The organism is Chitinophagales bacterium (assembly GCA_020635995.1).
GTDB lineage: Bacteria > Bacteroidota > Bacteroidia > Chitinophagales > UBA8649 > JAFMKE01.
This window is the reverse complement of the sequence record JACJYS010000008.1, coordinates 40,427-57,288: the sequence shown is the minus strand read 5'-3', so window position 1 is coordinate 57,288 and position 16,862 is coordinate 40,427. Positions and strand designations below refer to the sequence as shown.

The window sequence follows — 16,862 nt, the reverse complement described above, 5'->3', positions numbered from 1 at the left end:
TAATCATGAGACAAATTGCTCTAATTTATACTGCATTATTTATAACTGTAAGTATGTTTGCTCAAACACCAGAAAAAATGAGTTATCAAGCGGTTGTCAGAGATGGAAACAATAATTTAGTCAGTAATAGAACTGTAGGGATGCAGATTTCTATACTACAAGGTGCTGTGAATGGAACAGCAGTGTATGTGGAAACACAAATTCCGAATACCAATGCCAATGGTTTAGTAAGTATAGAAATTGGTACAGGAACTATTTTAAGTGGCGATTTCACAGCCATAGACTGGTCAAACGGATCATATTTTATCAAAACAGAAACAGATCTAAGCGGTGGCACAACTTATACTATTACTGGGGTAAGCCAACTATTAAGTGTACCTTATGCTTTACATGCTAAAACTGCGGAAACAGTTACAGGAAGTATATCCGAAACAGATCCAATTTTTAGCGGTAGTCAAGCTACAAATATCACTGCTACGGATATTACTAACCTAAGTAATTTGTCCGGTATTAATACTGGCGACCAAGATTTAAGTGCTTTAGCTACTAAAACTGAATTAAGCGATTCAGTAGCTCAAATTCGTAGTGAAATTCCAGATGTAAGTAGTTTAATAGCTACTGAAACAGATCCAACATTTAGCAGTAGTCAAGCTGCAAATATCACTGCTACGGATATTACTAACCTAAGTAATTTGTCCGGTATTAATACTGGTGACCAAGATTTAAGTACTTTAGCTACTAAAACTGAATTAAGCGATTCAGTAGTTCAAATTCGTAGTGAAATTCCAGATGTAAGTAGTTTTATAGCTTCTGAAACAGATCCAACTTTTAGCAGTAGTCAAGCTGCAAATATCACTGCTACGGATATTACTAACCTAAGTAATTTGTCCGGTATTAATACTGGTGATCAAGATTTAAGTACTTTAGCTACTAAAACTGAATTAAGCGATTCAGTAGTTCAAATTCGTAGTGAAATTCCAGATGTAAGTGGTTTTATTTCAAGCGAAGTAGATCCAAATGTTCCAGAAGGTACACAAATTGGAGAAATGCAATATTGGGATGGTGTATCATGGGAAATAGTAGCTTCGGGTAATACTGGTCAAATACTTACTGTAAATACATCCGGTATTCCAGAATGGCAAAATCCATCGGCTTTAAAAACAGCATATACAACCCGACCAAATATTAATACGAATGGTGTAAAATTTAATGGGATAGTAAATGCCAATGGCTATTCTTCAACAATCTTATTTGAGTATGGGTTGAATACAAATTATGATAGTACTATTACCGCTATAACAAGCCCAGTAAGTGGAACTACTAATGAAACAGTGTCAAGTGTGAGAATAACAAATTTAACATTAGGTGCTGTATATCATGTTCGCATGGTGGTAATAAATATATTTGGGACATTTTATAGTAATGATTTTCAATTTACAAATTTATATTATGGTGCAGAATATGAAGGTGGATTTGTCTTTAATTTTGATGACTCTGGTCATGGGCGTGTATGTTATAACTCAGATGCACCTAATAGACTAATTTGGGATGATGCAATGAATTATTGTGCTAACCTAAGTGGTGGTATTAATGGCAGTATTTACAATGATTGGTTCTTGCCTGAAATTGAAGACCTAATTTTATTAGGGAGTAATTATCCTGCGGGCTTACCGAGTGTTAGCATATTAGGATATTGGTCATCTACTTTATATAATAATAATATAGCGTATTTCTTAAAAGGTTTGTCTAAACTATCAGAACCAAAAACACATGATAAATTTGTCAGAGCTGTTAGAACTTTCTAAGTTAATAGCTTCCAATTTACAATGCGTATAAATTTTTTTTCATCCTTTTTAGGAGGGGAACATTATGGAATGTGAAATTATTTTTCATACTTTATATAAGGAGGTATCTTGTATTTTTCTAATTTCTCAAATCTTCGCCCCAAAGAAGTTTTTCCCTTATAGCATTTACAAAATTGCTAGAACTTAAGCGAACTAAGTGAGCTTGAAATTTAGCTTTTCTTAAATACATAGTATAGCTACTGTCTATGGTTTTATTTCGGCTGTCTAAGGTTGTTAAAAACTGTGAGCCACGCCCTTCTACGGTTAGTTTTATTTCTACATCATCTGCTACTACCATAGGGCGTACATTTAAGTTGTGGGGGGCAACAGGCGTAATAATAAAGTTTTTGCTGTTAGGATAAATAACAGGACCACCACAACTTAGCGAATATCCTGTAGAGCCGGTAGCTGTAGCCACTATCAGTCCGTCTGCCCAATAGGAGTTGAGGTGTATGCCGTCTAAATAAGTATGTACAGTTATCATAGATGAAGTTAAAGTTCTTTGAACAGTAAACTCATTTAAGGCAAAAGGAGCTTTTCTAAATAATGGTTTGTTGGTTTCTAATGCTACCATATTCCTTTTGTCTATTACATGCTGATTGTTTAGTATGGCATTTATAGCATTTTCAATGTCATCTATAGGAATACTGGCTAAAAAACCTAAGCGACCAAAATTGATGCCTATTATCGGTATTTCTTTTTCTCCAATCCAGCTAACGGCATCTAATATGGTGCCATCGCCACCAAGGCTAATAACAAAATCTATATTTTTGGTTACATCATTTTGTTTTGAAAAAGTAGTTGCTTCAATATTTAGTTGCAAGTCTTTTTTAAGATGTCTGTAAAAAGGTTCGTAAGCAACTATAGCTACATTGTTTTTACCTAATAAGTCAAATAATTTTTGAGCATATTGAGCAACATTTTCTTTTAGTTTTCTACCGTATATAGCTACTTGCATATTTTTAGTATTTAGTCATTGGTCTATAGTTTTTAATGCTTTTATTTAATAATTAAACATTAATAACTAACCATTATTTTAAACTCTCTTCAAATCGTATTTTTCTATTTTGTTATACAAATGACTACGCTGTATATCTAAAATTTCAGCAGTTTTAGATACATTCCAGCTATTTTTCTTTAGTTTATCTTCTATGAATAAGCGTTCTATGTGCTCTTTAAAGTCTTGAAATTTTTCAAACTGATCAAATAAAGCAGTTGGCGATTTTGAACTTACAGAATTTGATACATAACTTTCTACATCTTCGTCTGTTATTTTAGTGCCACTTAGTATTACCAGTCTTTCAGTAATGTTTTTTAGCTCTCTGATATTTCCGGTGTAGTCAAATTCCATTAGTTTTTCTAATGCAGAAGGGGTTATGGTTTTAATGGGAATACCATAATCTTCACAAGTTTCTTTTACAAATTTTTCTGCCAATAATGGAATGTCGTTTTTTCTGTCATTTAAAGACGGAACATGAAGTAAAATAACACTCAAACGGTGGTACAAGTCCATTCTGAATTTTTTGGCATCTATTTCAGCAATCAAATCTTTGTTTGTAGCCGCCACCACTCTCACATCTACCTTTATTTCTTTATCGCCACCTACCCGGGTTATTTTATTTTCTTGCAAAGCACGTAGCACTTTTGCTTGAGCAGATAAATCCATATCGCCTATTTCATCTAAAAATAAAGTACCTCCATTAGCTTGCTCAAATTTTCCTACTCTTTGTTTTATAGCCGATGTAAAAGCTCCTTTTTCATGCCCAAAAAGTTCACTTTCTATTAATTCAGAAGGAATGGCTGCACAGTTTACTTCTACTAAAGGACCTTTTGCTCTATTGCTTTTTTCGTGTATCCAGCGAGCCACTAATTCTTTTCCGGTTCCGTTATCGCCTGTTACCAACACTCGGGCATCGGTAGGGGCTACACGTTCTATGGTTTCCATTATTTTTTTAATAGCGGGAGATTCGCCTATAATATCTCTGGTTTTACTTACTTTTCGTTTTAAAACTTTAGTTTCTACTATTAAGTTGCTTTTATCTAAAGCATTGCGTACTGTAATTAAAAGTCGGTTTAAATCTGGTGGTTTTTGCAGGTAATCGTAAGCACCTTTTTTAACGCATTCTACGGCAGTTTCTAAGTTCCCGTGTCCCGAAATCATAATAAAAGGTGTTTCGGGATTTTCTAACATGGCTTTTTCTAAAACCTCAATGCCGTCCATTTTTGGCATTTTTATGTCTAAAATAACCACATCGTAGTGGTTTTCTTGTATCATTTTTAAGCCTTTAGCTCCATCTTCCGCTTCATCTACTTTATATTTTTCATACTCTAAAATTTCTTTTAAGGTATTTCTGATGCTTCTTTCATCGTCAACTATCAATATTTTAGCCATAGTTTTATTTATTAAGTGTACAAAATTATATACAATTTATAACTGTACCAAATTTAAAAGTGTTATTTGTGTGTTAATGGGGAGTATAATTTGGAAATTAAACAGATAAAAATATAATTGTACGAGAAGTTTTTTTAGCCGTCCCTTTTCTTAAACCGTTGATATATTTTACATATTATGGTTATATGTGTATAATATCCATCTATTTGTTTATAAAAAAATGTCCATTATTATATACAAATCCCTTGTAAAAATGTCATTCACATACAAAACTCTACAGTTCACCACATTTTTTTAAAAATTAGTAAATAAAAAAATAGTTTTGTCGCAAGTATTAAAATATGTTTAAAATCTATAAAATGAAAACCATGAAAAACAAATTTACTTTAAATGGAAGAAATAATTCTTTAACAGCTTTTATTATTTCTTTTTTCACTATTATATTTTTTCATTCTAATGCTCAATTTGTAAATCAAGTCGAGTATGTAAGCTTATTTGGTCCTTGGAATTATGGATTTGGTAGTAATGTGGATTTTAGTAACTTTTTGAATAAAAGTAATAGGACAGTAACAAGTGATGTTTTAATTTTACATGGTAGCACAAGCGGAGACCATGATAACTTAATGGTGTTAGAATTTTATTTGAATGATGAAAAATTGTTTTCTCTAAGTGATGGCAGTAACCCTATTATTAGTAATCATGATGTTATTAGTACTCCTAATATCGGGAATCTCAATATGGGATTATCTCAATATTATAGTGGTTTAAATACGGGGGGAATATACAGAAGGGCACACAATGTAGATAGGGACCCTAATGGAAGCCTTATATGGTATGAAACAAGAGTGCCAATACCTAATGATTTGTTGTATTTAGAGGATTATAGTTTTGAGCCGGGATTTGTTCATTTTGAAGATGAAGGACCCGATTCAAATACGGGCAAAGGTGGTTGGGGATCTAATTTTCCTGTAGAAATGACAGGCTGGGGAGATATAAATTTAGGACAAAATTTATCTGCTACTGCCGGTTGTGGAAAAGTAACTTTATCTTGGAATATACAAAATACGGATGCTGTAGATGCTACATCAATGAGAGCAAGAATATATAAGGATGATAATCTTATAAAAACAGTAGCTTGTGTTTCTGGTAATAATAATGAGGACATACTAATTGCTGATTATAATAACCATAGGTATGAAGTAAGGGTGTCTTATGCTTTAGATACTTATGGTAATGTAACATTAAATAAAAGAGAGGAATCTACTAGCCAAGTATCAATATCAGCTATACCTCCTTTACCTGCTCCTTTTGGTTTTGAAGCTACAGATGATAGATGTGATGGTAAAATAAGATTGTCATGGTCATGGAATCAAGCGGCTCCGGCAAGTTATGAAATTGATGTTATTGATTATTCTTCTGGAAGTCCTGCTCAGGTTCAAACTATTAACTCAATTTCAGGATCAAGTAATTCTTATATATATGATGCACCTAATAGAAATTTAGGTTATACATTTGTGATATATGCTAATGGCACTCAATGTGTAGGAAGAGGGTATCCTTCATCAGATGTTGGAATAGCACTAGACAAACCATTAGCCCCTTCAAATTTAACAGTAACTCAATTGCCGGGTACTGCCCATATGGAATTAAATTGGACAGATAATTCACATGCACCTTCTAATGAAGATAACTTTAGGTTTATACGCTCTTCATCTACAGGAAATGCTGATTATATTATTCCCGCTGATGATGCTTCTTATATTGATGAATTTGGAGCAGTATGCGTACCTTATACGTATATATTGCGTTCAGAAAATGTTTGTGGTGTTAGTTCATCTGCAAGTATTAGTGCAGTAGTTGCTCCTCAAGCATTAGATAGTACTTTTAGAACACATCAGTTTTTAGCTTCAAAAGGTTATTTTTCTAATAAAGTAGAAATGTCTTGGAATTTGAATAATGAAAATCAACTTACCAATGTATTGCTATTAAGAAAAAGAATTACGGAGCAAGATAGTGCTTTTGTACAATTAGATTTATTAGATCCTGCTATTAAATTTTATATAGATCAAACATCAGATGCCAATGTTATTTATGAATATGCATTAGTGGGGCGTTCGCAGTGTAATACCAATACTTTTTATAGTGATACTATAAGATCTGTAGGTTTTAGAAGTGCTTTTGGTACAGTAGCAGGTCAGGTTAATTATACTGGAGGTATAGCTGTAAAAGACGTAAAAATTACAGCAGAAAGTACAGGTGGATATACAGGAAACTCTCTATTATTTGATGGAACATCTTCTTTGCAAGTTGCTAATAATTCTTCGCTTCAAGTACCTGATTCTTTTACAATAGAGTTGTGGTTTAACCCTATATCTCATGCCTCAAATTTTACTTTAGTTTATAAGTTAGAAAGCTACGAGATAGGCTTGGTAGGTAGTAATTATGAATTTAGTGTTTATAATTCTCCTACAAATAAATATACAGTTAGTGTTCCGGCATCTATGGTAAATTTGAATAATTATAATCAGCTAACTGCAACTCTATACAACGATACTATGCGATTATATGTTAATGGAGTAAGTACAAATTATACTGTTTTTAGTGGAAGTGTAAATAATAACACCATTCCAATAACTATTGGTAGTGCGTTTCAAGGTAATTTAGACGAGTTTAGATATTGGAATATAGGAAAGGATTCTATTACTGTTTTACAAGATTTTTCAAGACAACTTAGTGGTGCAGAAAGGGGCTTGAAACTATATTTAAAAATGAATGAAGGTGGAGGAAATTATGCTTATGATTTTTCACATACAGGAACAAGCTACAATAGGAATCATGCTGCTTTTAATGGTAGTGGTGTACAATGGAGTAGTACTATACCTACAGCTTCGCAGCTAACAACATCTTCATATACAAATGCTAGTGGAAACTATGTAATGATAGTACCATATAATGGTATTGGAGAAACATTTGTTTTAACCCCTAGTTATTCAATACATCAGTTTAACCCAAGTACAAGAGTATTGTTTATAGGAGAAGGGAATAGCATACATAATAATATAGATTTTGAAGATATTTCATCTTTTACAGTTACTGGAGATTTGTTTTATGCTAATACCTATTGTGCCGTAGAAGGGGCATCTTTGTTAATAGATGGAAATGCAGTGGTAGCTAATGGACTTCCTGTTACAACAGATGCAGTTGGAGCTTTTGAAATACAAGTGCCTATAGGTAACCATTTTATTACTATTGCCAAAAATGGGCATATTATGAATATAGGACGTTTTCCCACTTCAGGAACATATAATTTTCAAGATGATTTAGCCGGAATTCATTTTCAAGATTCTACATTAATAAAAGTAGTTGGTCGTGTAGTAGGAGGATTAAGAGAAGCTCAATACATACCGGGGTTAGGAAAAAGTACAAATAATATTGGTCAAGCACAAATAATTTTAACATCTCAGCAGGGTGGTGGTTGTTATACAGATACATTAATGACTGATATTAATTCTGGAGAATACCTTACTTATTTACCTCCTTTACGATACATACCTACAGTTACTATTCCAAGTAATCCTACTATAGATTTCGGTGTATTAGATTTACTAGATTTGAATACAGTACCTCAGTTTACAGTTGCTTATGATACTTTAGGATACGATTCTGTAAATGCAATTTATAGTGTAGATTCTTTTAGCTACCAAAAACAATTAGATTATATTTATAGACAAAATCCAGAGATAGTAGTTATGGATTTTGAACGACCTGATTTACCTCTAATTGGATTGAAAGAATATAATTATGTTCATCCAGTTACAAATGATACAATATCTGTAGATTTAACGAATCCTGCAAGTTCATTTAACTGGCCAGTATTTGATGCAAGAGGAGAGAATACTGAAATTAAAGCTTATATTTTAGTTTACGAACAGTATGAAAATCTTCAAACTGGAATTATTGATAGTGTTCCAACAACAGATGGTAAACTTGAGTTTAATAATGAGTTATCTCAACCGGGTGCTCATAGTGTTCAAATGAGTGATGTTAATACCTTAGACTCGCTAAAATACTTAGTTTACAAATTTCCTATTGGTAAACCTAATTTTACAGAAAACTTATCTATACCGGAATATAGTTTTACCAGGAAACTAGAAATTAATTTAATAAAAACAAACGGAACGGCTATTCCATGGAAACCATATAATTATAATGGGACACCTACAGGTATTTTTAATAGTGTTTATGATGGAATATATAGAGCTTATATATTAGGGACTAAATCAGACGGTCAGCAGTTTATTACTTCTGGACCTCAAATTCCAGAATATGTTTTAAGAGACCCTCCAGGCAGTAATAGTTTTGCAAGTAGAGAAGTTGGTAGTACAAAAACTACAGAAAACTCTTGGCAATGGAGCTTGGGTGGTACAACGGCTTCTACAGATAAAGTTTTTGTTGGAGCTAAGTTTTCAACAGGAATTGGAGTTGAGATAGAATCAGATATGAAAAATAATTTTAATTTTGGATTTAATACACTAGCTACGGGAGGTAATTCAGGAACAGAAACAACGGTTACAACCAATACACAAACATGGGAAACAAATTCAGTTGAATTTTTACCAGGGAGAGGTAGCGATATGTATATAGGAAAATCAAAAAATGTAACTTTTGGTATATCAGAAACATTGAATCTTGTGCCAGATTCATTGTGTAATAAGGTTGAGTGTGTAGGTAGTCCTTTTGCTAATTTTTCATTTGCTAAAACTTATGGTTTATCAGTAGTGCCGGGTGGGTATAGTACTCAATTTATGTATAGTGAAAATGATATAAAAGATATCATTATACCAGATTTAATAGAATTGAGAAATGTAATGTTACAATCTAATCCAAAATATACTTCACATTTACCTATATCAGATCCTAATTATGGTTTAAACAATGACGATTCAAGAGTAGATGCATCTTTACCTCAACTGACAAGTGACCAAGTGATTGGATATATGATGAGATTGACAGATTCTTTGGCTTATGACACTATTAATGGATTAAATTCTATACTATCTGTTGAAAAATTGGCTGTGCCATCTGGCGAGTTAAATGAAGTTTGGCAAAGGTTAAAAGATTTAGAAAATCCTTCATATCAAGTTATGGATGGACTTAGTTACACATATAATGCAACAAATCAACAGGACTCATTAACAGGAGATAGTGTACGTTGGATTAATAATCAAATTAGGCAATGGGAATTATCTATAATGCTTAATGAGTGGGAAAAAGTTAATATTAATGATGCAGGCATTAGAGAAAAATTAAAAGATAGAGAATTAACAAAATTGTATGATAAATACAAAACGAAATTAGATGCATATAAAGCTTTAGTAGCAATTTCAGGAATAGCACAAGGAGTTGGCGGAGCTGTAAGTGTTGTTCCTATTCCTGGAACAGGATTGATAGGAGGTTATAGTTTTGCCATAGGAAGTAGTACTGGAATAGCCGCAGCAGAAATTTATGATGATTATGCTAGTTATCAATTGCAAAAGCAACATATTGAAGATAAGTTTAACCAAACAAGTAATAATTATTCTATAAGTGGGGGAAATAGTTTTACATCATCAATTACTCACGAAAGTGCTTCTACTTTTACAAGAAATGTAGAATACGGTATGGAAGCAAGCTTAGGTGTAGAATTAGAAACTAAAGTAAGCAATACAGGTGTTGGAATGTCTAAAAGTATCGGTATGAATTTTTCTTCCGGGAAAGATTGGAGTACCACTAATAGTTCTACTGAAACAGTGGCTTTTACTTTGTATGACCAAGACCAAGCAGATTTATTTTCAGTAGATGTTTATCCTTCATTTTTAGGTTGGGGACCTGTTTTTAAACTAAGACCTGGAGGTAGAACAGCGTGTCCGCATGAAGATGCTTTATTAACGGAGTATTACTTAGATGAACCTTCTAATCAAAGTTCAAATCCTAATTATCCATCTTTTGAGCTAAGTGCTAGAACTCAGCAAATAGAGAAAGTAGATATTAGTGTAGCACCATCATTACTAACAAATATACCAATAAGTGATGCAGCTGTATTTAATTTAACGCTAACTAACTTATCAGAAACAAATGATGATGTTATTTATAGAGTAAAAATGGATCCTGCCAGTAATCCTTTTGGTGCGTATGTAAAAATAGATGGTAATGCTCCTTCAACAGATGTATTTATAAATGGTGGTTCATCTATCAATAAAGTATTAACTATAGAAAAAGGTCCAGGCCCCGTTTATGATTACGATAGTATATTGATTTTATTACATTCAATATGTCAGTATGACCCTAGTGCTGCTACAAATGATTTTCCAGATATTGTTGATAGCGTATATGTAAGTGCTCATTTTTTACCTACTTGTACCGATGTGAGTTTTATTGTTCCTTCAGACCAATGGGTATTAAACAATAGTTTTAATGATACATTGCCTATAGCAATAGATGATTATAACATTAATTTCTTTGACTTTAATAGCATTAGGTTAGATTATAAACCAACATCATCAGCACAATGGATAGGCTTGCAAACTTTCTATAAAGATACAACTGGCTTAAATAATCCTGCTGCACTTGAAATTCCTACTAATACTGCATTTACTTTATGGGATTGGGAAACAGACCAAATTGTAGATGGTAATTATGATTTGCGTTTAGTAACAGAATGTACCTTAGCCGATAAAGAATCAGCTACTCATACAGGTGTAATGGACAGAATAAATCCACATCCGTTTGGTACACCAAGTCCTGCAGATGGTATATTAGATCCTAATGACGATATACTTATTAGATTTAACGAACCTATAGATTTAGGCAGTTTAACTTCTTTAAATTTTGATGTAAGAGGTGTATTAAACGGTTCAGAAACCAGCCACGCCAGTAGCTTAGCTTTTAATGGTGTAAATGATAATGTAGAAATAACAGCCGGAGCACCATTGCAAAACAGAGATTTTACACTTGAGTTGTCTGTTAAACGAGATGCTTTAGGAGCTATGACTATACTTAGTCAAGGAACAGATGCCAATGAGCAAATAAAATTTGGCTTTAATACTAATAATGAGTTAGAATTTACCATTAACGGGATGAGTGTAACTAGTAATACTAGCTATACAGATAACGATTGGCATTATTTTGCCGTAGCGTATAATTACGATAATGAAACAGCCGAGTTGTATGAAGCTTCTCAAACTACAACGGCAAGTATAATTAATAGTGGTAATACTACTTTGTATCCTAAGTACACAGGTAGTGGAAAAATGCTAATAGGCAAAGATGCCACCAATAATACGGCAGCATTTAGTGGCAAAATAGATGATGTAAGAATATGGAATGAAACGAAAACGCTATCAGAATTTAGCTTAAAGAAAAGTAAATTATTAAGTAGTACGGAGTCAAACTTATTGTACAACTGGCGTTTTGATGAATCAGATGGAATTTTAATTGAAGACCATGTAAGAGCAAGAAATGGAATTATTAGTGGAGCCACATGGGCAATAGAGCCAAGCGGAAATGCTATAGAATTTGATGGTACAAATTATTTGAAAGTAGCTAAGGGAGATGTAAACATTACAGAAGAAATGGATTATACACTAAGTTTTTGGTTTAATTCTACCCAAACTACACCAGCTACCCTACTATCTACAGGAAAGGCAGATGGTATAGCCTCAGATAGTTTGTATGCCTGGAATATAGAAAAAGATGCCAATGGTATGCTACATGTATTACACAACGGTATGGATTTTCAAGCCAGCAACAGTAATTTATTTGATGGGGAATGGCATCATTTTGCTTTGGTTTTAAACAGATTGGGTAATTTAACAAGCTATATAGATGGAAATTTAGAAAACAGTGTGCAAGCTCTACCATATAATGATTTTGGTGGACCAACAATGTATGTAGGAGCTAGAGGATTCTTTACTGGCTCTGTAGAAACTGTTGATCAAAATTTTGAAGGTAAAATAGATGAAATTAGATTCTGGGATGCTTCCCGAAAATTTGAACAAATTAAACGTGATAAGCATAACAGAATGCAAGGCGATGAGTATGCCTTAAGATTGTACTTGCCTTTTGAAAACTATGCTTTAGATCCTACAGGTATTCCTTTATTATCTATTACAATTTCTGAGCAAATAGATTCAACAACGCATACGGTTCAAAATGTAGGTAGTGCCAATATAATAGCTGACGTGCCTAAATTAAAAATACCGCGTCCGGTAGAAAGTATAGCATTTACTTATAGTGTAAATAATGATGAAATTATAATAACACCAACTACTGCAAGTGGCATGATAGAAAATGTTACATTAGATATTACAGTTAAAGGAGTGAAAGATTTACATGGAAATAAAATGCAATCTCCTAAAACTTGGATAGCTTATGTAGATAAAAATCAAGTAATATGGCAAGATGATGTTTTAAGTTTTGACAAAGCTGTTGGAGAGCCATTAAGTTTTACATCAGCCGTAGTAAACCAAGGGGGAGCAGCCAAAGATTTTGATATAGAAAATATACCAAGTTGGTTGTCAGTAACACCGTTAACTGCCACAATAGCTCCTAATAGTATAATGCCGATAAACTTTACATTAGACCCGTACATGAATATAGGCGACTATACAAATGACGTACAATTGCTAACCGATTTTGGTTTCCCTGAAAATCTTACCATAAATGTAAAAGTAAGAGATGAAGAACCAAACTGGACAGTTGACCCAGCACAATATACTAACTCAATGAGTATAATAGGCTACTTAAAAATAAAAGATGTAGTAAGTAGCGATGAAGAAGATATGCTGGCAGCCTTTGTAAATGGTGAATGTAGAGGCGTAACCCACTTACAGTATGAACCATTAATGGACAGGTACTATGCCTACTTAGACATATACAGCAATTTGAATGCAGGAGAAGATATTACTTTTAAAATATGGGATGCAAGTTCAGGAACATTGTTTAGTGAAGTAAATCCAAATGTTATACCTTTCGTTTCAAATACCTTAATAGGTACTATTAATACCCCTCAGTTATTTGAAACAAATTATAGTATAGCAGTAGAAGTACCTTTAAATTCTGGTTGGAATTGGGTAGCAGACTTCCTTTTAAATAAAGACTCAATGGACTTAGATAAAACCTTAGAGAGTTTGGAAAGTGTAACAGGGGATGAAATAAAAGGACAAGAAGAATTTTCAAATTACTTAGAAGGAAATGGCTGGGTAGGTGCATTAAATAATGTAGGTATTAAGCCAGAAGAAGCTTATAAAATAAAGGTTAATCAAATTGATACTTTAGTACTTGTAGGCGATGTATTAGATCCTACAAATAGAACTATTGATTTAAAACAAGGCTGGAATTGGATAGGCTTTATATCCATTAGAAATCAAAGTGTAACAGACGCCTTAGGCAATCTAAACCCAACAGATGGCGATATTATAAAAGGTAAATCTCAATTTGCAGTATATAACCCACAACTGGGTTGGGTAGGTAGTTTGCAAGCTATGATACCAGGAAAAGGATATATGTATTATTCTAACACACCAACAAGTTTTGTGTATCCAATAGCAGGTATGTTTAAGTCTGGAGGAGTGATAGAAGAGAACTTGTATGTTAGTGATACATGGGTAGTAGAAAATGGGAAATATGCAAGCAATATGACTAATATTTTGGCATTAGATAATAATAGCTGTGAATATTTAATAGGAAATGAAAATCTTACAATAGGAGCTTTTGACCAATTAGATGAATGTAGGGGAGTTAATGAAATAAGCTTAAGCAAAGAGCAAGGCTATAGTTTCTTAACTATTGCAGGAAATCAAGAAGAAGTTTTAGGCTTACAATTGTTAGATGAAGCTACACAGCAAGTTTATCCAATACAAGAAAGTATTACTTATACAATCAACAAACACTTAGGTACATTGCAAAACCCAATAAAAATAAGTGTAAGTGAAGAAACCTGTATGAAAATGCAAGTGAATGCTGGTGAGATTAAAGAACTATTTAAAGTTTATCCAACGGTAATAGAAGGAAAAACAACGGTAGATTATATAGCACTAGAAAATGATACAAAAGCTAAGCTAACCCTTTATAATATATGGGGACAAGAGGCAGTAGTTCAGAATGTGAATTTAGAAGCAGGCTTTAACAGACTGAATATAGACTTAGGTCAGCTACATTTAGCCGGAGGGATGTATCATTTAGTATTGACTACGGGAGATTCATCAGAAACAGTAAAATTGATAAAAGAATAGTACTATAATAGTAAACAAATGGGGGAGAGGATTAAAAATTCTCCCCCTAATATTTGTTAGTTATTCTAAAATTGAAGATTATGAAAGCTACAAGATATAAAACCTTTATAAACAATAATAATATGAAAATATTTAAAATAGTGTTAACTATGTGTTTATTAGTTATAAACTATAGTGTAATAATAGCACAACCTCCCAATTGGAATATAAATTCTTCCGATTATCAATATACTATGACCATAACTGCACAAGCAATAATAGATTGTGAAGCAAGTATTGATACTAATAATATGTTAGGAGCATTTATAAACGATAGTTTAGCAGGTTTTGCCAAATTTAATATAGATGTAAACGGGAATAAATTAGCTTATGCTACAGTATATAGTAATGTAGCTATGGGAGAAACGGTAGAAATTAAATTATATAAAGCTGAAACAGACGAGTTAGTTAGCACCTTAGCATCTGCCATATTTGAAGAAAATGCATCTATAGGAAATGCAGCCACTCCTTTGCAAGTAAAAACTAATTATTACATTACAAGTTTATCATTAAGTAACGATACTGTGTATGAATATTTTTTAGCTGGCGATACTGTTGGAAATATGAGTATGATGCTTGAGAATGGACAAAACCAAGCAGGAATATATACTTTTGTAAATGATAATTTAGGAGCAGATAATGAAAGTTTTACCATTAGTGGCAATACGCTTAAATTGGCAGAAGATGTAGATTATTTAGCACAAGATGAATATAAAATTCATATAGGTGGAAAAGCAAATAATAGTAACTGTTCTATAACTCAATACTTTACAATTAGAGTTATTAATACCAATGTACCACCTACAGATATAATGGGTAATCCTGCGTATATAGATGAAAACGAACCCGTAGAAACTTTAATTATAGAATTAGTGGCTGAAGATAATTCTCCAAACGATAGCCATACTTTTGAATTTATAAATATTAATACATTGGATAATTCTTCATTTAAAATAGAAGGGAATAAACTGTTAAGTAATGAAATATTTGACTATGAAACCAAAAATGAATATCAGTTAGAAATACTTGTTACAGATAATTTAGATAACACTTTTGTAGATACATTTACCGTAAAAGTAAATGATATAATAGAGTATGATAATTTAAAATCAAATAATTATATAAGTCCTAATGGAGATGGTATAAATGATTATTTTGAAATAGAAAATGTAACTTTATATAAAGATTTTACCATACAGATATTTAATGATAATGGTAACGAAGTATTTAAACGTTCAGAAAGTTATAATAATAACTGGAATGGCTTAAGCCAAAATGGAAAAGAACTTCCTTCTGGAACTTATTTTTATTATTTCTCAAATAATCAGGATAGTAGCAAGAATTTTAAAGGGAAAATATATATAAACCGACCAAATAAATTTTAAACCCATGATGAAAACACATTATATAAGAATCAACTGCTTAATAATATTTTTTTTATTTATAAGCACGGCAGTAGCACAGCAAACCTTAACAGATAATGATATTAATTTTAAAAGAGTATCATATAACACTTCTTTAATACACTCCGATAGTAGCCAGCTAATGTTAAACTTTACAACTTCATTAGGCGGGGATGTACAAGAAACAAGCAGAATGCACTTTATGGCTTATGGAAATATTAAAAAAGTAGGCATAGGTATAGGAGCAAAGGTAAACAGTAGATTTAAAGATATATACAAAACCACTTCAGCAGAAATATTACTTTCAAAAAATATAAAGTTTAAAGAGAAAAACGATTTCAACTTTGGACTAAATTTTGGAGTATTATACAATAGTATAAGTGATAAATATTTTAATGAATATGTGGAATTAGAAGATGTAACTATAAGTCAGCAAGAAAATAAAGTTAGATTTATAGGCGGGTTTGGAGTGAGCTATATATGGAATAATTCGTTAGAGTTTGGATTTTCTATGCCGGAATTAGTGAAATCTAACAATGAATTTTATCCTACATTTTTTGGAAATGTAGCCTATAAGCAAAGATTTGGAGAACAAAAAGCTTTATATATAGAACCGACATTATTAATATATAGCACAGATTTAACAGGAGCTACTATAGAAGGAGCTTTAAAAGCAGGATATCATGAATACGTATGGGCAAAAATAGGAGGAAGAAACACAAAAACCATGTTATTTGGACTGGGAGGAGGTTACAACTTTATAAATGTAGGTTATGTTATGAATATGAATTTTGGAGATTATAGCAATATTCAGCAGATGCAACATAACATAAATCTCAGTTTAAATTTTTTGCAAGTAAGCAATAAGAAAAAGACTGAAAAGGAAAAGGAAATTGTAATTGAAGAGAATTAG

At 32.3% G+C, this 16,862-nt stretch carries 6 protein-coding genes; 4 read left to right on the top strand and 2 right to left on the bottom strand.

Annotated features, from left to right (window positions below; all coding sequences use genetic code 11):
* Window positions 1-5: 5 nt before the first annotated feature.
* Window positions 6-1,805: a DUF1566 domain-containing protein gene (locus H6578_11270; protein ID MCB9227731.1), complete on the top strand. Its 1,800-nt coding sequence runs from the start codon at window positions 6-8 to the stop codon at window positions 1,803-1,805.
* Between the two features lie 118 nt (window positions 1,806-1,923).
* Here H6578_11270 and H6578_11265 read toward each other — a convergent pair whose 3' ends face one another.
* Together H6578_11265 and H6578_11260 are read right to left on the bottom strand one after the other, a co-directional pair.
* Window positions 1,924-2,802 carry an NAD kinase gene (locus tag H6578_11265; GenBank protein MCB9227730.1) on the bottom strand — a complete coding sequence of 293 codons (879 nt, stop codon included), beginning with the start codon at window positions 2,800-2,802 and terminating at the stop codon, window positions 1,924-1,926.
* Window positions 2,803-2,880: 78 nt separating this feature from the next.
* The gene (locus H6578_11260) at window positions 2,881-4,236 is read right to left on the bottom strand and encodes a sigma-54-dependent Fis family transcriptional regulator (protein MCB9227729.1); all 1,356 of its coding nucleotides are present in this window, start codon (window positions 4,234-4,236) and stop codon (window positions 2,881-2,883) included.
* 368 nt (window positions 4,237-4,604) lie between these two features.
* Here H6578_11260 and H6578_11255 point away from each other — a divergent pair, with 368 nt between their 5' ends.
* The 3 genes from H6578_11255 to H6578_11245 all read left to right on the top strand — a co-directional run bounded on the left by H6578_11255 (window position 4,605) and on the right by H6578_11245 (window position 16,862).
* Complete coding sequence (locus H6578_11255; GenBank protein ID MCB9227728.1) at window positions 4,605-14,507, top strand: T9SS type A sorting domain-containing protein; 9,903 nt, start codon at window positions 4,605-4,607, stop codon at window positions 14,505-14,507.
* Between the two features lie 80 nt (window positions 14,508-14,587).
* Window positions 14,588-15,931: a gliding motility-associated C-terminal domain-containing protein gene (locus H6578_11250; protein MCB9227727.1), complete on the top strand. Its 1,344-nt coding sequence runs from the start codon at window positions 14,588-14,590 to the stop codon at window positions 15,929-15,931.
* Between the two features lie 7 nt (window positions 15,932-15,938).
* Window positions 15,939-16,862 carry a type IX secretion system membrane protein PorP/SprF gene (locus tag H6578_11245; protein MCB9227726.1) on the top strand — a complete coding sequence of 308 codons (924 nt, stop codon included), beginning with the start codon at window positions 15,939-15,941 and terminating at the stop codon, window positions 16,860-16,862.